The organism is Rheinheimera texasensis, from assembly GCF_964031785.1.
Taxonomy (GTDB): Bacteria; Pseudomonadota; Gammaproteobacteria; order Enterobacterales; family Alteromonadaceae; genus Pararheinheimera; species Pararheinheimera texasensis_A.
Window position 1 is genome coordinate 59,280 of sequence record NZ_CAXIRE010000024.1, and the last position, 18,128, is coordinate 77,407.

The following is an 18,128-nucleotide window of genomic DNA, read 5'->3' on the forward strand; positions in this document are numbered from 1 at the left end:
GAGAGGTAAAGTGGCATGGGCTTTGATTTAGATGAGGATATTTTACAGGATTTCCTAGTCGAAGCCGGCGAGATCCTTGAAGCATTAGCGGAACAGTTGGTCGAACTAGAAAACAACCCCGACGATTCTGCTTTGCTGAACGCAATTTTTCGTGGATTTCATACGGTAAAAGGTGGCGCTGGTTTTTTATCGCTGACAGAGCTTGTTGATGCCTGTCATGGTGCGGAAAACGTATTTGATATCCTGCGTACCGGCAAACGCCGGGTAACCTCCGAATTAATGGACGTTATCTTACAAGCGCTTGATGCCATTAATGAGATGTTCGCTAATGTCCAGGCCCATCAGCCACTGGAACCTGCTGCACCAGAACTACTGGAAGCCCTGCATCGGTTGAGTGAACCGGAAGGCGAGGGTGAAGCTGCGGATGTTCAGCATGCGGTTGCTGCAGAACCCGAGATGAGCATTGAATCCTTTGATGCCGCAGTATCCTATGAAACAGAAGCTGAGCCTGTTGCTGATACCGGCTCACTGGATGATATCAACGAAGACGAGTTTGAACGTTTGCTCGATGAGTTGCATGGTTCAGGTGCTCCGGGCCGCGATAGTGCGCCGGCAGCCGCTGCGCCTGTAGCGGTCACCTCCGACAGTACTGACATCACCGATGATGAGTTCGAAGCTATCCTGGATCAACTGCATGGCAAGGGTTCTTTTATCCCGGGCCAGGTCGATGCAGCGCCGGCAGCTCCCGCGATTTCTGCGAAAGTCGTGACACCGCCGTCGCCAGCTCCTGCAGCCGGTGGCGATGACATCAGTGATGATGAATTTGAGTCTTTGCTGGATGAATTGCATGGCAAAGGCAAAGCGCCGGCAGGTCCAGCGGTACCGGCAGCACCCGCAGCAAAACCTGCAGTTGCAGCGAAACCCGAGCCAGCAAAACCTGCTGTAGCGCCGACACCTGCTCCGGCAGCGAAAGCTCCCTTAGCCAAAGCCGAGGAACCGAAAGCTCCGCCATCTGCAATGAAAGAGAAAGACAGCGGCGACGGCGAAAGCAAAGGCGCAGCGCAGGCAGATACCACAGTTCGGGTCGATACCAAACGACTCGATCAGATCATGAACATGGTCGGTGAGCTGGTGCTGGTGCGTAATCGTCTGGTGAGTCTGTCCAGTGGCGCTCAAAATGAAGAAATGAGTAAAGCCATTTCAAATCTGGATGTCGTTACTGCTGACCTGCAAGGTGCAGTAATGAAAACACGGATGCAGCCGATCAAAAAAGTATTCGGCCGTTTCCCGCGTGTGGTTCGCGATTTAGCCCGCTCCCTGCAAAAAGATATCAACCTGGAGCTGGAAGGTGAAGAAACCGATCTGGATAAAAACCTGGTCGAAGCTTTAGCAGACCCGTTGGTACACTTAGTACGCAACTCAGTCGACCACGGTATCGAAATGCCGGATGTCCGGGTGAAATCGGGCAAACCACGCACAGGTCTGGTGAAGCTGGCTGCACAGCAGGCCGGTGATCATATCCTGCTGACGATTCAGGACGATGGTGCCGGGATGGATCCGGAAAAACTGAAATCCATCGCGATCAAACGGGGTGTGCTTGACCCGGATGCTGCGACCAGAATGTCCGATACTGAAGCCTTTAATCTGATTTTTGCACCCGGATTTTCCACCAAAGAGCAAATCTCTGACATTTCCGGCCGTGGCGTCGGTATGGATGTGGTGAAAACGAAGATTAACCAGCTCAATGGTACTGTGCACATTCACTCGAAATTAGGTCAGGGCACCTTACTTGAGATTAAAGTGCCGCTGACGCTGGCGATCCTGCCGACACTGATGGTCGTGGTTGGTAAACAGCCTTTTGCACTGCCACTTGCAACGGTTAACGAAATTTTCCACCTCGATTTATCTAAGACCAACATCGTCGATGGTCAGTTAACAATCGTTGTGCGTAACAAAGCAATTCCACTGTTCTATTTACAGCATTGGCTGGTCAAAGGCGCTGACAAAAAGTTGCGGCGTGAGCAGGGGCATGTAGTGATCGTTCAGATCGGTACTCAGCAGGTCGGTTTTGTGGTTGATTCACTGATTGGCCAGGAAGAAGTTGTGATTAAGCCACTTGATGCGCTGTTGCAAGGGACTCCGGGTATGGCCGGTGCAACAATTACATCAGATGGCAGCATTGCGCTGATCCTGGATGTACCTAATTTGTTGAAGCACTACGCCAAAAAATCGAAGATTAAATTCGACCGCTTTAATAACTTAGTGTCATAGGAGCCAACTCTATGGCAATCAGAGTATTAGTGGTGGACGATTCCAGCTTTTTTCGTCGCCGGCTGGCTGAAATTATCGCTGCAGATCCGGAGATGGTTGTCGCCGGAACTGCGAATAATGGCCGGGAAGCGATAGAAAAAGCTGCTGAACTGAAACCGGATGTTATCACCATGGATGTGGAAATGCCGGTGATGGACGGCATCCAGGCGGTCAGAGAAATCCTCAAAGTCCAGCGCACGCCAATCCTGATGTTCTCGTCTTTGACGCATAATGGCGCCAAAGCAACGCTGGATGCGCTGGAAGCCGGAGCAACTGATTTCCTGCCAAAGAAATTTGAAGACATAGCCCGGGATAAAGCGGATGCTATTGATTTGTTGCGTCAGCGGATTAAAGCTGTTGCCCGGCGCAGAAGCATTGTAAAAACGCCGTCTGCGCCTTTAGCTGCGCCGGCAGCTCCAGCGCGTCCGGTGCCACCACCTATCGCGCGCACACCGGCAAGCCGGGCAGAGTTGCTTCGCACTGTAGAGCGGCTCGATTCTGTTGAAAGCCATGAACGTCCGTTTAAAGTTTCAGGGAAGTCCTACCGTCTGGTTGCTATAGGCACTTCAACCGGTGGCCCTGTTGCACTGCAAACCATTATTACGGCGTTGCCGGCTAATTTCCCGTTACCTGTTTTGCTTGTGCAGCATATGCCGGCCGCTTTTACCGGCGCTTTTGCGGCGCGGTTAAATACCCTGGCAAAAATTGAAGTGAAAGAAGCTGCTGATGGGGATGTATTACGTCCTGGCGTGGCTTACCTGGCTCCAGGCGGCAAACAAATGTTGCTGGAAGGTTCAGACACACATTGCAAAATCCGCATCAAAGAAGACGATTCTCCGCGCATAACTTTTAAACCCAGTGTTGATATTACCTTTGGCAGTGCCGCCAAGGTGTTCCAGGATAAAGTTTTGGCAATTGTCTTAACCGGAATGGGGGCTGACGGCCGCGATGGTGCTCGTTTATTAAAACAATTTGGTTCGAAAATCTGGGCTCAGGATGAAGCCAGTAGTGTCGTGTACGGTATGCCACAGGCCGTGACTGCGGCAGGACTCACTGATGTCGAAGTAAGTTTGGCGGATGTTGCCAGCAAAATGCAGGCGGAAGTCGGCCATGGATAGACTGGCATTACTGGGACTAACCCTCGGTTTGTTCGCGATTGCCAGTGGTTTTACCTTACACGGCGGCCATCTCGATACCTTATTTGATCTGCCCGCGTTGGTGATTGTGATCGGCGGTACTTTGGGCGCTGTGCTGTTTCAGACGCCATTGCCACAATTTACTGTGGGCGTGAAAATGCTTGCCTGGGTGTTTAAAGCGCAATATGTGCCGCTGAACGCGACTGTAGAACGGCTGATTAATTGGGGCACGGCGGCCAGAACCAATGGTTTTTTGTCGCTTGAAGCAGAAGCTTTACAGGAGACAGACCCATTTCTGCACAATGCACTGAATTTATTAGTCGACGGTATTGAACCCGCCATAATTCAGGATGCACTTGATGCTGAATTGACTCTCGAGCGTGAACGTTTACTGCGCAGCGCGCGCATTTACGAAGCGATGGGCGGCTATAGTCCGACTATTGGCATCATTGGTGCTGTACTCGGTCTTATTCAGGCGATGCAGAATATCAATAATCCGGAGCTGCTCGGCAGTGGTATTGCCACCGCTTTTGTCGCAACGATTTATGGTGTTGGTTTCGCGAACCTGATTTTTATTCCGATTGCGAATAAATTAAAAGCTGTAGTCGTACAGCGTTGTTTGTATCAGGAATTAATCGTTGAAGGTGTCGTTTCCATTGCAAATGGCGAAAATCCACGGGTGATTGAACGCAAACTCGCTGCTTACCGGGTGAGCTGAAATGTATCGTCATCGGGTTCGGCATCAGGAAAACGAGCAGGAGCCGCTGGACCGCTGGCTGGTGTCTTACGCCGACTATGTCACGCTGATGTTTGCTTTGTTTGTGGTGCTTTATTCCATTGCTATACACAAAGAAGAACAATACAAAACCATTTCAGAAACGCTGTCGCAAGTCTTTGAAAAGCCAGTTGATAAACAAACCGGCGTCACGGGCGATGCAGTGCTGACGGATAATCAGCCACGCAGTGATTACCAGCAATTTGGTGCGTCCCTCGAAGTGCCGAGCGGCCCGGAAATAGTGGCGGATGCAAAAGAGCAGCCAGTGCTGGAAAAACCGCAGTTTGGTAATCCGCTGGTGTCTTTACAAGAACAGCTGACTCAGTCACTGGCCAATTTGATTGAAAAGGGCGTGGCTAAAGTCGAATCTGACGAAGACTGGCTGACCATCCAGCTCAACAGTGGTTTATTGTTTCCAAGTGGTAGTGGCTCGCCTATTGCGTCGGCCGACATTGTCCTGAAAGAAATTGTCACATTGCTCAACCAAACCAACAACGTCATCAGAGTCCGGGGCTACACCGACAATGAGGCGATTCACAATGAGATTTTTGATTCGAACTGGGAATTGTCGATGACCAGAGCGATGGCCGTGTTAAGGCGGCTGCAAGCGTTGGGGGTCAATCCGGAGCGCATGGCGGCGGAAGGCTATGGTCAATATTCGCCTTTTGCAGATAACGGCACAGTGGCTGGCCGTACTGAGAACCGTAAAGTAGTGATTGCTGTTTCTAAGTTGTCAGCGCAGGTTCCTCAGGCTGCGGACGAGCTGCAGCCTGCAGAACAGCAAGCAGTGAAGCGCGAAGGCGAGTCATTGCCGGCGCAGGCGCAGGAAGATGTTGAAGTGTCGGCAGACGGCACTATTAAAGTGATTCGATTGCCACACGGTGGTATTAAAATTACATCGGTGGCGGATAAGACAGCGCCGGTGCAGCAGAAGCGGGATAATTGAATTGGTAGTCTGGACTATTGCGAATCAGAAGGGCGGCGTAGGGAAAACCACGTCGACTGTGACATTAGGCGCCTTATTGGCTGGCCGTGGATCCCGGGTGTTACTGATCGATACCGATCCGCATGCGTCATTGACCTATTATTTTGGCATTGATGCGGAAGAGTTGGAAAACAGTGTTTACGACATTTTTATTCGCGGCAAAGACATTACCAAAGAAGAGATCCTGCAGTCATTATGTCCGAGCGGTGTTGATAATCTGGATATTTTGCCGTCGTCGATGGCGCTGGCCACGCTGGACCGCTCGTTGGGCGACAAAGGCGGGATGGGGCTTATTCTGAAGAAGGCGCTGGCGAAGATTGCCGACGAATATGATTACGTGCTGATTGACTGTCCACCGGTGATTGGGGTGCTGATGGTTAATGCGATGGCGGCCTGCAACCGGATTTTAATTCCGGTCCAAACCGAATTCCTGGCATTAAAGGGTCTGGACCGGATGTTAGCGACTATGCAGCTGATGCAGTCGCCGTCACAGCCGGCCTATGATTTTACCATTGTGCCGACAATGTATGACAAAAGGACAAAAGCGTCGCTGGAGGCCTATAAAGAGCTCAAAGCGAAGTATGGTGATTTAGTCTGGTCAGCGGTTATTCCAATCGACACTAAAATGCGCGACGCCAGTCTGGCACAGACACCGCCACCGGTTTATGCGCCAAAATCCCGTGGCGTCTTTGCCTACAATACATTATTGACCTATTTACTCCAGTTAAATCAGGAGTCTGCGCATGAGTGATCTGTTCGCCAGCCGCAAGGTGATGCGCAGTTATCTGAATGCCTTACTGACCGAAGAGCAGGAGCCGGCCCCGGTGACTGTCCAGAAGCAGCAGCTGAATAAGCTGCTTGCTGATGTTAAACCCGTCACAGAAATTCCGGCTGCTAAAGTAGTGGTGAAACCTGCTCCTGCCGCGGTCCCGGTGCAGGCAAAACCGGTCGCGCCCGTAGTAGCAAAAGTCGCGCCGGTGCAACCTGTACCCGCGGTACAAAAAGTGGTCACGCCACCGCCACCTGCTACGCCTGTCGTTGAAAAAAGCTATCGGCAGGGCAAGTTTCAGGCGCTGTTTTTTGAAGTCGCCGGCTTGAAAGTTGCGTTACCCTTGAAGGAACTGGGTGGCATTCATCAAATGGGAACACTGAACACCTTACCAGGCAAGCCTGACTGGTATAAAGGTGTCATGTTGTATCGTGACCAGAAGATTAATGTGGTCAATACTGCAATGTGGGTGATGCCAGAAAAATATGACCAAGCACTGGCAGAAAAGCTAAACTATCAATATGTTATTATGCTTGGTAAGAGCTCATGGGGCCTTGCCTGCGAAACACTGGTCAATACGGTTTCCCTTGAACAAGATGATGTGAAATGGCGGTCCTCCGAAGGCAAGCGCCCTTGGCTCGCCGGATTAATTAAGCAGCATATGTGTGCGTTGTTAGATGTTGACGCCCTGATTGCCCTGTTGGCAAAAGGTGCAGCGAGTTCTGACTGAACGCTGAGAATGAATCAGGTAGAGGAGCGTTAAATGAGTAATTTACTGGCCCAGTCCGGCAAAGGCAAAGAGAGCACTGATCAGGTTCTGCAATGGGTAACTTTTAAGCTGCAGGAAGAAACCTACGGTATTAATGTCATGCAGGTGCAGGAAGTACTGCGTTATACCGATATCGCACCGGTGCCGGGTGCTCCGATGTACGTGCTGGGTATTATTAATCTGCGCGGTAATGTGGTCACTGTTATCGACACCAGAGCCCGTTTTGGTTTGCCGCCTTCAGACGTTACTGAAAATAGCCGCATCGTGATTATTGAAGCAGATAAACAGGTGATTGGTATTCTGGTCGACAGCGTTGCTGAAGTGGTTTACCTGCGGGCTTCAGAAATTGATACTGCGCCAAATGTGGGCACAGATGAAAGCGCTAAGTTTATTCAGGGTGTATCAAACCGCGATGGTGAACTGCTGATTCTGGTTGATTTGAATAAACTGCTTACTGATGAAGAGTGGGAAGAAATTACCAGTATCTGATGATTATCCTGTGATTGTATCTTTTGAATTGCTCGTTTTGCTAACGGTACCGGCAGCCTGTGTGCTGCTGGTTGTTTTTGTGTTATGGCAACACAAAATTCAACGTGAAGAGCGGATAGCGCAAAGTCTGCAGCACCAACTGGCTTTAGAGCAACTCAGTTTGCTGAATGCCGAAATAGAAGAAATCCGGGCTGGATTTATCGGTATCGGCCAGCGGGTGATTGCACTGGAGCAGCAACAGCTGTCATTCAGCAGTCAGCTGGCTGAAGTCATGGAGATGCAGTCGCAGATCACGGAGCAACAGCAAAAAATCGATATGTTTGATCCGGATTCCAAGTTGTATAACAGAGCAATGAAAATGGTACAGCTTGGTGCGCCGCTTGAAGAGGTCATGCGCGAGTGCGAATTGCCGCGTGCTGAAGCCGAATTGTTATATAACCTGCATAAAACTTAAGTTGGTGTCGTTTTTGCTGACTGTTGCTTATTTGTTGCCATTTATTAACTGATTTTTGCCGATTTTTCCGCGAATTCTTCAACTCACCAGTAAGCGCCCCTATGCGCAGCGCAACAGTTTTGTTAAGCTAACTGCCATTTTTGGTATGATCGCAATGGAATCCGCTGATGATTAAAGTCCTGAGTGTCTTTGGTACCCGCCCTGAAGCCATAAAAATGGCACCACTGGTCAATTTGTTAAAACAAGATCCGGCGATAGACAGTCGGGTATGTGTCACCGGCCAGCACCGGGAGATGCTCGATCAGGTGTTGAAGCTGTTTAACATTGTGCCAGAGTATGATTTAGCCATCATGAAAGCGGGTCAGGACTTATATGACGTTGCGACCAGCATTCTGTTGAACATCAAGCCCGTATTGCGTGACTTCCAACCTGATATTGTCCTGGTCCACGGTGACACCAGTACAACATTCGCAGCTGCGTTAGCCTGTTATTACGAAAAAATAGCAGTTGGTCACGTTGAAGCAGGCCTGCGTACCGGTAACATCTACAGTCCTTGGCCGGAAGAAGCAAACCGGCGTCTGACTGGTGCTATCACCACTTTGCATTTCGCACCGACAGCCACATCCCGTGACAATCTGTTGCGTGAAAACACCAGCCCGGCGCATATCGAAGTGACCGGCAATACGGTGATTGATGCACTGCATCAGGTGGTGGCGAAAATCGACGCTGACCAGACGTTGAGCCAGCAGTTTGCCAGCCAATTTCCTTATGGTCAGGACGGTCGCCGGTTGATTCTGGTCACTGGCCATCGCCGCGAGAGCTTTGGGGCCGGTTTCGAAAATATCTGCGCGGCGCTAAAAACCATTGCCGAGCAATTCCCTGCCTGTGATGTTGTTTATCCGGTGCATTTGAACCCTAACGTGCGTGAGCCGGTTTACCGTCTGCTCAGTAACAGCCCGAATGTGCATTTGATAGCGCCGCAGGACTACTTACCTTTTGTCTATCTGATGAGCCGCAGTTATCTGGTGCTGACTGATTCAGGCGGAATTCAGGAAGAAGCCCCATCCTTGGGCAAACCTGTGCTGGTGATGCGTGACACTACTGAACGTCCGGAAGCAGTCGCCGCAGGTACTGTCAAACTGGTGGGAACTGATCAGCAGGTGATAGTGTCAGAGGTGCACAAACTGATGACAGATCAGGCCTATTACGACAGCATGAGCTTTGCCCATAACCCTTATGGTGACGGTTTGGCTTGTGGCCGGATTGTTGAAAGTATCAAAGCTCATTTTCAAAACGCCGGAACTCATGGCCAAACGAAGTAAAGGAATATCCATGTTGAATTTGTCGGAAGTAAAAATTGGTGTGATTGGCCTGGGCTATGTTGGACTGCCGCTGGCTGTAGAGTTTGGTAAAAAATTCCCGACGGTTGGTTTTGATATTTCAGCAGCGCGTATTGAGGAGTTAAAGCAGTTCAAAGACCACACACTAGAGGTCGATTCTGAAGAATTACGTTCCGCGCGGCTGCTCACTTACAGCTGCGATAAAACTGAATTAAAAGCCTGCAATTTTTTTATTGTCACAGTGCCGACGCCTATTGATGAGCATCATCGTCCGGATCTCATTCCATTGATCAAAGCTTCGGAGACATTAGGAGCAGTGGTCAAACCGGGCGACATAGTTGTTTTTGAATCCACAGTTTATCCGGGTGCTACAGAAGAAGACTGTATCCCGGTCATCGAGCGCGTATCCGGTTTGAAATTCAACCAAGATTTTTTTGCCGGCTATAGTCCTGAGCGAATTAACCCTGGCGATAAACAACATCGTCTGGTAAACATCCGCAAAGTAACCTCGGGCTCAACTGCACAAATCGCAGATTTTGTTGATCAGGTCTATGGCAGCATTATTACTGCCGGTACTTACAAAGCCAGCAGTATCAAAGTCGCTGAAGCGGCGAAAGTAATTGAAAACACCCAACGTGATTTAAATATTGCATTGATCAATGAACTGGCGGTTATTTTTAATCGTCTTGGCATCGATACCGAAGAAGTTTTGTTAGCCGCAGGCACAAAATGGAATTTCCTGCCGTTCCGTCCAGGCCTGGTTGGCGGTCACTGTATTGGCGTTGATCCTTATTACCTAACTCATAAAGCCCAAGCTGTTGGCTATCACCCGGAAGTGATTCTGGCTGGTCGTCGGATCAACGATAACATGGGCCGTTACGTGGTCTCACAGCTGATTAAACAAATGATCAAACAGCAAGTAGCAGTATCAGGTGCTCGTGTCCTGGTGCTGGGCCTGACCTTTAAAGAGAACTGTCCAGATATTCGCAATACAAAAGTCATTGATATTATTAATGAATTATCAGAATACGGTATTGAGCCCGATATTTATGACCCTTGGGTCGATGTTGAAGAAGCTCAGCATGAATATGGCATTACCCCAGTGAAGCAAGCGAGCACAGGCTGCTACGATGCAGTAATCCTGGCTGTCGCGCATCATCAATTCAAAGCCTTGGGCGCTGAAGGTATTCGTGCTTTTGGTAAAGAAAATCATGTGTTGTACGACCTGAAATATGTGTTGTCTGCACAGGAATCTGATATTCGGCTTTGAGAACAAGATATGACAAATAAATACCAGCAGATATGCGAAACCCTCAAAGCAAATCCGAAAGTGTGGTTGGTCACCGGAGTTGCAGGATTCATTGGTTCCAATTTGCTGGAACAATTATTGAGGCTTGACCAGCAAGTTATTGGGCTAGACAACTTTGCTACCGGGCATCAACGTAACCTGGATGAGGTTCATACCAGCGTGACTGCAGAGCAGTGGCAGCGTTTCCGCTTTATCAAAGGTGATATCCGTGAATTCAGCGATTGTCAGCAAGCTGTACTCGGCGTGGATTACGTGTTGCATCAGGCTGCGCTGGGTTCAGTGCCGCGTTCAATTCATGACCCCATTACTACCAATGCAGCCAATATCACAGGCTTTCTGAATATGTTGGTGGCAGCGAAGGACGCTGGTGTCAGCAGTTTTACTTATGCGGCCAGCAGTTCGACCTACGGTGACCATCCGGCGTTGCCGAAGATTGAGGAAAATATCGGTAATCCATTATCACCCTACGCCGTGACTAAGTATGTTAACGAGTTATACGCCGGTGTGTTCGCCAGAACTTATGGTTTTAAATGCATCGGCTTACGGTACTTCAATGTCTTTGGTAAACGTCAGGACCCGGATGGCGCCTACGCAGCAGTTATTCCGAAGTGGACAGCTGCTTTGCTCAAAGGTGAAACGGTTTTCGTCAACGGTGACGGCGAAACCAGCCGGGATTTTTGTTACATCGATAATACGGTGCAGATGAATATCCTGGCCGCCACTGCACCGGATGATGCAAAAGACCAGGTTTATAATGTTGCCGTCGGTGACCGCACCACGCTGAATACCTTGTTTGCGGCGATTCGGCAGTCATTATTGACTGAGGGAGCTGCGGTACTACAGCCACAACCGGAGTACCGCGATTTCCGTGCTGGCGATGTCCGCCATTCGCAGGCTGATATCAGCAAAGCGAAAACACTGCTTGGTTATGACCCAAAATTCCGGATAGAGCAGGGCATAGCTGAAGCTATGGGCTGGTATGTGAAGTTCTGTAATTGAAATGTACAGATCGTCATAATCGCCGGCAGTTTTACTCGTAGTGCAACTGAACTATAGGTAAAATGCAACCCCTGAAATACAGATGCATATTATTTACATTCTGAAAGCCGGCATCTTTGCTTAATCGTTAACAATCACGGAGCCAGAGAGTGATTAAAATAATCAGGGTATTCATGCTGTTAGTAGCAGTGTGTTTTCCTATCTCCGCAATGTCACAAACCGCCGCGATGTCGCCGGCGATGATGGCGCAATTCAAAAAGTTACCAAAAGCTGAGCAGCAGCGTCTGATGAAGCAATATGGCCTGAAAGCCTCAGATTTAAAAAAGCAATCTGCGAAAGATAAGTCGATGGTTGATTCGGCCGATGAGGAATATCTGGACGAAGAACCCGAAGAGAAAGAGAAGGTCGTTGAAGAAGCCGGAGAAAAAAAGGCTGAGCGTTTTGGTTTGAACCTGTTTAAACGTAATCAAAATCTGTCTCTGGAAAATGTTCCTGTACCGGACTCTTACATCGTTGGGCCTGGTGATCAGTTGTTACTCCAAGTGTTTGGTAAAGAAAGTCTGACCGAGGAATTGACCGTAGAGCGCAACGGGACAGTTTCTATCCCGGACATCGGCTCCTATCCAGTCTCGGGACTGACTTTTGCGGAAACGCGGCAGCTGTTGAGTGACAAAATAAAATCGCAAATGCTAGGTGTCGAAGTGGCACTCAGCATGGCTGAACTTCGCACGATCACAGTTTTTGTCGCTGGTGAAGTCAATAATCCTGGTAGTTATGCAGTGCCAGCAATGGCAACCGTCAGTAGTGTCCTGACCCTGAGCAAAGGGATTTCTGATATCGGTTCGTTGCGGCAAATTCAAATTAATCGAAACGGCGAGATTATAAGTCAGTTTGATGTCTACGATTTGTTGCTACGAGGGGACTCATCAGGCGATATTCCGGTCCAGCAGGGCGACGTGATTCTGGTCAAACCGGTCGCTGGTCTCGTGGAAGTTGTTGGTGAAGTAGTTCGTCCGGCTATCTATGAAATCAAATCAGGAGAAACCGTCGCCCAATTACTTGAAATGGCTGGGGGTAGCAAACCCGGTGCTTTTACACAAAATGCCATCGTCGAGCGCGTCAATAAACAGAACGTAAGGGATTTGCTCAATCTGGACCTCACGAGTGCAGAAGGGCTGCAGGTGAAGCTGAAACCAGGCGATGTGTTGCGGCTGGGCTCAACATCGCCGCGTTTTGAAAACGAAGTCATCGTCGCAGGGGCTGTGGTCCGCCCTGGTAAATATGCCTTTAAGCAGGGTATGCGGGTGAATAGTTTGATCCAGTCGTTCTGGTCGGATTTACATACGACAGCCGATCTGGATTACGCATTAGTAGTTCGCGAAGTGAATTACGGTGGTGAGATAAAACTGTTCCAGTTTGATCTGGCTGAAGCCGTAAACAACCCGGGTTCCGCAGACAATTTGTTATTGCAGCCACGCGATCAGATTTTGGTGTTTCATCATGAAGATAAAGCATTTGACCGTCAGGTATTAAACGAGTTTTTCCGGAAGAAAGCAGAGAAAGCCGGTTGGTTCGATGAAGAATCCATTTTGCAGTTCCAGAAAGCCCGTGAAGAAAATGGTAGTTCGGAAGTTAAACAAAAAGATGGCCTGGCGTTGCAGGTAGAGTCTTTGGTTGACCAGGCATTTGATTTGATTTTAGAGAAACAGAAAACAACACAGTTGTTTGCTGAGTCCCGGCAATGGGCAAACGAAGAAAAATGGTTGGTGGCGGAATTCCAGGCCTTCTTGGATAAATCGTTAACTGATCCTGAAATACTCGCGAAAACAGTACATTTAAGGCGCTCCGAGTTGTTGTTCGGTGTACTGGAAAAATTAAAAAGCGGCAAAAATGCCCTTGGGGGACAACGGATCGTTTCGATTTCTGGCGAAGTGAAGGTTCCGGGCGAGTACCCTCTGGTTGAAAACAGCTCCGTCAAAGGATTGATCGCAGCTGCAGGTGGCTTAAAAGGTAGCGCCTTTTTAGATCGTGCAGAACTGACGCGCGCTTTCATCGAGCCCAATAGTGGTGATATGCAGGTTAAACATGTCAGCTTTAGTCTGCGGGAAGTATTAGCGGGTCGTGAGGTTGAAGACTTGCAAACTCGCGACAAATTGAACATTTTTGCCATCCCGAACTGGAATATCGAACGTCAGGTCCGTTTAACAGGTATGGTCCGATTCCCTGGCGTCTACACCATAGTTCCAGGCGAAAAATTATCAACAGTTCTAAATCGAGCAGGTGGCTTGAAACCAGACGCTTTTGCGGAAGGTGCGGTCTTTACTCGCCTACAGACTCGCCAGCGTGAGTCTGAGCAAATCCAGAAACTTAGCCAACAATTACGCGCAGATATTGCCGCGCGCAGTCTGACTCCTGACGGCGCAGGTATAGCGCCACAAGAGGCTATGGCTATGATTGCTGAAATTGAAAAAGTGAAGCCTGTTGGCCGCCTGGTTGTGGACATCAATGCGATTCAGCAAGCCGACTCTAGCTCGGATATTGTGGCAGAAGATGGCGATGAGTTATTCGTGCCGCCAATGAATACCGCAATCAGTGTGGTGGGTGAAGTACAACACGCGTCAAGTCACAGATACAGAAAAGAGCTGATGATTGAAGATTATCTGGCATTAGCCGGTGGAGTACGTAAACGGGCAGATGCTGACAGAGTCTATATCATCCGTGCAGACGGCTCAGTCTACGTACCACAAAGCTCTCAGTGGTTTGCGGTTACTGAGCAAGGCTTGAAACCTGGAGACACCGTGGTTGTGCCTTTAGATACTGAGTTTAAAGACAGCATGACGTTATGGACTCAGGTCACGCAGATCTTCTATCAAAGCGCCGTGGCATTGGCTGCGATTAACTCGTTCTAAGGAGCTGAATGAAGATGTCTGATTCAGCGGATTTGCAGCAAATGCCATCTGTGAAAAAATTGACCTTTTTGCATGTTGCTGAGCAAATGTGGCAGAGAAAATGGCTGGTGATCGCGATTTGGGTTGGCTCCGCGATGGGCTCAGTTTTTTATGCTCTGTCTCTGTCAAATGTCTACAAGTCGGAGGCTGTGATGGTTGCAGCCATCGACACTGGCAGTATGGGTCTCAATGGCCAAATTGGTAGTCTGGCGGCAATGGCCGGGATTAGCATTGGCAAAGACAAGCAGGGCGATAAATCGGAGCTCGCCGTTCAACTATTAAAGTCTCGCGATTTTGTTACCGGTTTTCTGGTCCGTCACCAACTTGCCGTCGACCTGATGGCAATTAAGAGTTGGGATCCGATCACTGATAAAGTCGAATATGACCCTCAGGTTTACGATATTCATAACAAGCTCTGGACACGAAAAGTCGAGCCGCCTTTTACACCTGAGCCGAGTCCACAAACTTTGTACAAACAGTTTGACGAGATGTTTACTGCAGACAAAGACAAATTGACCGGTATTATCAAGGTGTCTTTACAGCATCCTTCGCCAAAAATTGCTCAGCAATGGTTGACTCAAATTATCGTGGATGTGAATGAAGAAATCAGGCGTCGGGACATTGAAGAGGCGAACCGAAGCTTGCAATACCTGCAGAAGAAGGTCGATGAAACCAATATCGCGGAACTGAAAACATTGTTTTATACGCTGATTGAGGACCAAACCAAGACCTTGTTACTGGCGAATGTGAAACAAGAATATGCATTGCGCATGATTGATCCTCCTTATGTCCCAGAAGAAAAGGCTGCGCCACGTCGCGCTGTGATCGTGGTATTTCTGACATTTGCCGGTGTTTTATTGAGTGTCTTACTGACTTTATTTGCTCCCGGCATCGCGGCATTCTGGCGGATTTTTCGTCCTGTCAGGTAATAATATGCATGAGTGTAAACTGAAGTAGTTTTTGGCTCTTAGCCGTTGAGACAGCTGATTGCAGATTTGTGAGGTTTGAAAAGTGAGAACAATTTTGGTCACCGGTGGTGCAGGGTTTATTGGTTCTGCGGTGTGCCGCCATATCATTGATCAGACCAAAGACCGGGTCATCAATCTGGACAAGCTAACGTACGCTGGGAATTTAACTTCGCTGGCTCAGATCTCTGGTTCAGATCGGTACATCTTTGAGCAAGCCGATATTTGTGACAAAGAAGCGCTGGACCGCATTTTTGCTCAATATCAACCAGATGCAGTGATGCATCTGGCAGCGGAGAGTCACGTTGACAGATCGATAGACGGGCCTGGTGACTTTATTCAGACAAATCTGGTAGGCACTTACACGTTGCTTGAGGCGACCCGGGCTTATTGGAAGCAGTTGCCGGCCGCCGCGGCTTCGTCTTTCCGGTTCCATCATATTTCAACCGACGAAGTATTTGGTGATTTGCATGGTACCGACGATTTATTCACTGAAACAACACCCTATGCGCCAAGTAGTCCATATTCTGCCAGCAAAGCTGGCTCCGACCATTTGGTTCGAGCCTGGCAGCGCACCTATGGTTTACCGACCTTAGTGACTAATTGTTCGAATAACTACGGACCATTCCATTTTCCGGAAAAACTGATTCCGGTGATGATTTTAAATGCGTTGGCCGGAAGACCTTTGCCGGTCTATGGCAAGGGTAACCAAATACGCGATTGGTTATATGTCGAAGATCATGCGCGAGCGCTGTATCAAGTGGTCACCGCAGGTCTTGTCGGTGAGACCTATAACATTGGCGGTCATAACGAACGCCAGAATATTGAAGTTGTTCAGCTGATTTGTCAGTTGTTAGAAGAGCTGGCGCCACAGCGAAAAGTCGCTGGTTTAAAACAGTATAAAGACTTGATTACCTACGTCAGTGACCGTCCGGGGCATGACTTACGGTATGCCATCGATGCCGGGAAAATTGAACGGGAATTAGGCTGGCGTCCTGCAGAGACCTTTGAGACCGGGCTACGTAAAACGGTGCAATGGTATTTAAACAATGAGTCGTGGTGGACTGCAGTACTGAACGGCAGTTATCGGTTAGAACGATTAGGGAATACCAATTAAAATGACCGCATATAAGGGAATTGTGTTGGCTGGTGGGTCAGGTACCCGCTTGTATCCGCTTACTCGGGGGGTATCGAAACAGCTGCTACCCGTTTACGACAAGCCGTTAATTTACTACCCGTTGTCGACATTAATGCTGGCAGGGATCCGCGATATCTTAATTATTACGACGCCGGAAGATGCCAGCTCATTTCAACGCCTGTTAGGCGATGGCAGCAGTTTTGGCGTCAAGCTCAGTTATGCGCAACAGCCTCAGCCTGAAGGTTTAGCTCAGGCATTTTTGATCGGCGAACAGTTTATAGGTCAGAGCCCGGTATGCCTGGTACTGGGTGATAACATTTTTTACGGTCACAACTTTTCTGCGACTTTAAAAGCTGCGGTACAACGCACAGAAGGCGCAACAGTATTTGGATATCAGGTCAAAGATCCGCAACGATTTGGTGTGGTTGAATTTGATACCGAAATGCGCGCGGTGTCCATCGAAGAAAAACCAGTTGCGCCGAAGTCAAATTATGCTGTGACGGGTTTGTATTTTTATGACAATCAGATCGTGAGCATTGCAAAGGGAATCAAACCTTCAGCCCGCGGTGAACTGGAAATAACTGACATCAATCAAAAGTACTTATCACAGGGACAATTGAATGTGCAGTTATTAGGTCGTGGTTTTGCCTGGCTCGATAGCGGCACCCACGAAAGCTTGCACGAAGCCTCTTCTTTTGTACAGACCATTGAGCACGTGCAAGGGCTCAAGGTTGCATGTCTGGAAGAAATTGCCTGGCGTAACGGCTGGATTAGCGCGGATCAGCTGCGCAGTATTGCTGCACCTATGGCAAAAAATCAGTATGGGCAGTATCTCATGCGGCTGGCCGGAGGGTATCAGCAATGAAACCCCGAGTGTTGCTAACCGGTGCGCATGGGCAGGTTGGTCGTTTAGTTGCAGCATTGTTAAAGGACAAAACCGAGTTGTTTGCCTTTGGCCGTCAAGAGTTAGATTTGACTGACGTTTCGGCAATTCGTGCAACTGTTGCTGAATGCGCGCCAGATTTTATTATCAACGCAGCTGCCTATACGGCGGTAGATTTAGCCGAAACTGAAGAGTTTAAGGCAGATCAAATCAACCATGTTGCGGTTGCGGTTTTGGCTGAAGCCGCAGCGGCGACAAACGCTGTATTACTGCACATCTCCACTGATTATGTCTTTGATGGCAATGGTGATAAACCCTTTTCTGAATCCGATATGCCTGCGCCGGTCAGTAGTTACGGCCGTAGTAAATTGGCAGGTGAAAAAGCAGCAATTGCAGCCTGGCAGAAAGTTATCGTCCTCAGAACCGCCTGGGTATTTGCTGAGCAAGGTCAAAATTTTGTCCGCACTATCTTACGTTTTGCTCGCGAGAAGTCTGAACTGAGTGTCGTGAATGACCAAATTGGCGGTCCCACTCATGCCGGTGATATTGCATCAGCGTTAGTAAAGATCATGTGGCACATTCACGAACATCCATTCAGCCAATGGGGTATCTACCATTTTAGTGGCTTGCCTTATGTCAGCTGGTTTGAGTTTACCGACGCTATTCTACAGACCACCCGGCAGAAGGGATACACAGGGCCTTTGGCAGAACTGCGAGCTGTCAATTCTGAGGCTTTTGTCCGGCCGGCAAAACGACCGGCAAACTCCAGATTAGATTGTCAAAAAATACAGCAAATTTTCGGTATTGAGCCATCGAATTGGCGCAGTAAGCTTGAAAACATCAACGAGTATCTTTGAGC

At 48.9% G+C, this 18,128-nt stretch carries 16 protein-coding genes; all 16 read left to right on the forward strand.

Translation table 11 applies throughout. The features are described from left to right. Positions 1-15 precede the first annotated feature (15 nt). The gene (locus ABNT34_RS18830; protein WP_348734424.1) at positions 16-2,271 is read left to right on the forward strand and encodes a chemotaxis protein CheA; all 2,256 of its coding nucleotides are present in this window, start codon (positions 16-18) and stop codon (positions 2,269-2,271) included. Positions 2,272-2,282: 11 nt separating this feature from the next. Beyond that, positions 2,283-3,428, forward strand: a complete 1,146-nt coding sequence (locus ABNT34_RS18835; protein ID WP_348734426.1) for a chemotaxis response regulator protein-glutamate methylesterase — start codon at positions 2,283-2,285, stop codon at positions 3,426-3,428. Next, entirely contained in the window at positions 3,421-4,164 is a 744-nt protein-coding gene (locus ABNT34_RS18840; RefSeq protein ID WP_348734428.1) for a flagellar motor protein, read from the forward strand. Before ABNT34_RS18835 ends, ABNT34_RS18840 begins: the two co-directional genes overlap by 8 nt. Before the next feature lies 1 nt (position 4,165). Next, entirely contained in the window at positions 4,166-5,167 is a 1,002-nt protein-coding gene (locus ABNT34_RS18845) for an OmpA family protein (RefSeq protein ID WP_348734430.1), read from the forward strand. A 1-nt stretch (position 5,168) separates the two neighbouring features. Further along, positions 5,169-5,957, forward strand: a complete 789-nt coding sequence (locus ABNT34_RS18850; RefSeq protein WP_348734432.1) for a ParA family protein — start codon at positions 5,169-5,171, stop codon at positions 5,955-5,957. After that, a complete protein-coding gene (locus tag ABNT34_RS18855; RefSeq protein ID WP_348734434.1) occupies positions 5,950-6,705 on the forward strand; it encodes a chemotaxis protein CheW in 756 nt (251 codons plus the stop codon). The genes ABNT34_RS18850 and ABNT34_RS18855 overlap by 8 nt, the downstream gene beginning before the upstream one ends. Positions 6,706-6,738: 33 nt before the next feature. Next, the gene (locus tag ABNT34_RS18860) at positions 6,739-7,233 is read left to right on the forward strand and encodes a chemotaxis protein CheW (RefSeq protein WP_348734436.1); all 495 of its coding nucleotides are present in this window, start codon (positions 6,739-6,741) and stop codon (positions 7,231-7,233) included. A gap of 61 nt (positions 7,234-7,294) precedes the next feature. Next, on the forward strand, positions 7,295-7,687 hold the full coding sequence (locus ABNT34_RS18865; RefSeq protein WP_348734438.1) for a DUF2802 domain-containing protein: 393 nt from the start codon (positions 7,295-7,297) through the stop codon (positions 7,685-7,687). Positions 7,688-7,854: 167 nt separating this feature from the next. Then, entirely contained in the window at positions 7,855-9,009 is a 1,155-nt protein-coding gene (gene wecB, locus ABNT34_RS18870; protein ID WP_348734440.1) for a UDP-N-acetylglucosamine 2-epimerase (non-hydrolyzing), read from the forward strand. 10 nt (positions 9,010-9,019) lie between these two features. Further along, on the forward strand, positions 9,020-10,297 hold the full coding sequence (tviB, locus tag ABNT34_RS18875) for a Vi polysaccharide biosynthesis UDP-N-acetylglucosamine C-6 dehydrogenase TviB (RefSeq protein ID WP_348734442.1): 1,278 nt from the start codon (positions 9,020-9,022) through the stop codon (positions 10,295-10,297). Between the two features lie 9 nt (positions 10,298-10,306). Then, positions 10,307-11,335, forward strand: coding sequence for an NAD-dependent epimerase/dehydratase family protein (locus ABNT34_RS18880; protein ID WP_348734444.1), 1,029 nt, complete (start codon positions 10,307-10,309; stop codon positions 11,333-11,335). Between the two features lie 149 nt (positions 11,336-11,484). Continuing rightward, on the forward strand, positions 11,485-14,244 hold the full coding sequence (locus tag ABNT34_RS18885; RefSeq protein ID WP_348734446.1) for an SLBB domain-containing protein: 2,760 nt from the start codon (positions 11,485-11,487) through the stop codon (positions 14,242-14,244). Between the two features lie 8 nt (positions 14,245-14,252). Beyond that, complete coding sequence (locus tag ABNT34_RS18890) at positions 14,253-15,212, forward strand: Wzz/FepE/Etk N-terminal domain-containing protein (RefSeq protein ID WP_348734448.1); 960 nt, start codon at positions 14,253-14,255, stop codon at positions 15,210-15,212. 82 nt (positions 15,213-15,294) lie between these two features. Further along, a complete protein-coding gene (rfbB, locus tag ABNT34_RS18895) occupies positions 15,295-16,365 on the forward strand; it encodes a dTDP-glucose 4,6-dehydratase (protein ID WP_348734450.1) in 1,071 nt (356 codons plus the stop codon). A gap of 1 nt (position 16,366) precedes the next feature. Further along, positions 16,367-17,251: a glucose-1-phosphate thymidylyltransferase RfbA gene (rfbA, locus tag ABNT34_RS18900; RefSeq protein ID WP_348734452.1), complete on the forward strand. Its 885-nt coding sequence runs from the start codon at positions 16,367-16,369 to the stop codon at positions 17,249-17,251. Further along, a complete protein-coding gene (gene rfbD / locus ABNT34_RS18905; protein WP_348734454.1) occupies positions 17,248-18,126 on the forward strand; it encodes a dTDP-4-dehydrorhamnose reductase in 879 nt (292 codons plus the stop codon). Before rfbA ends, rfbD begins: the two co-directional genes overlap by 4 nt. Positions 18,127-18,128: the final 2 nt, after the last annotated feature.

Bases quoted from the DNA above. Each gene is read 5' to 3' on its own strand.
- ABNT34_RS18830 (WP_348734424.1), top strand. From the start codon at position 16: ATGGGCTTTGATTTAGATGAGGATATTTTACAGGATTTCCTAGTCGAA.
- ABNT34_RS18835 (WP_348734426.1), top strand. From the start codon at position 2,283: ATGGCAATCAGAGTATTAGTGGTGGACGATTCCAGCTTTTTTCGTCGC.
- ABNT34_RS18840 (WP_348734428.1), top strand. From the start codon at position 3,421: ATGGATAGACTGGCATTACTGGGACTAACCCTCGGTTTGTTCGCGATT.
- ABNT34_RS18845 (WP_348734430.1), top strand. From the start codon at position 4,166: ATGTATCGTCATCGGGTTCGGCATCAGGAAAACGAGCAGGAGCCGCTG.
- ABNT34_RS18855 (WP_348734434.1), top strand. From the start codon at position 5,950: ATGAGTGATCTGTTCGCCAGCCGCAAGGTGATGCGCAGTTATCTGAAT.
- ABNT34_RS18860 (WP_348734436.1), top strand. From the start codon at position 6,739: ATGAGTAATTTACTGGCCCAGTCCGGCAAAGGCAAAGAGAGCACTGAT.
- wecB (WP_348734440.1), top strand. From the start codon at position 7,855: ATGATTAAAGTCCTGAGTGTCTTTGGTACCCGCCCTGAAGCCATAAAA.
- tviB (WP_348734442.1), top strand. From the start codon at position 9,020: ATGTTGAATTTGTCGGAAGTAAAAATTGGTGTGATTGGCCTGGGCTAT.
- ABNT34_RS18880 (WP_348734444.1), top strand. From the start codon at position 10,307: ATGACAAATAAATACCAGCAGATATGCGAAACCCTCAAAGCAAATCCG.
- ABNT34_RS18890 (WP_348734448.1), top strand. From the start codon at position 14,253: ATGAAGATGTCTGATTCAGCGGATTTGCAGCAAATGCCATCTGTGAAA.
- rfbA (WP_348734452.1), top strand. From the start codon at position 16,367: ATGACCGCATATAAGGGAATTGTGTTGGCTGGTGGGTCAGGTACCCGC.
- rfbD (WP_348734454.1), top strand. From the start codon at position 17,248: ATGAAACCCCGAGTGTTGCTAACCGGTGCGCATGGGCAGGTTGGTCGT.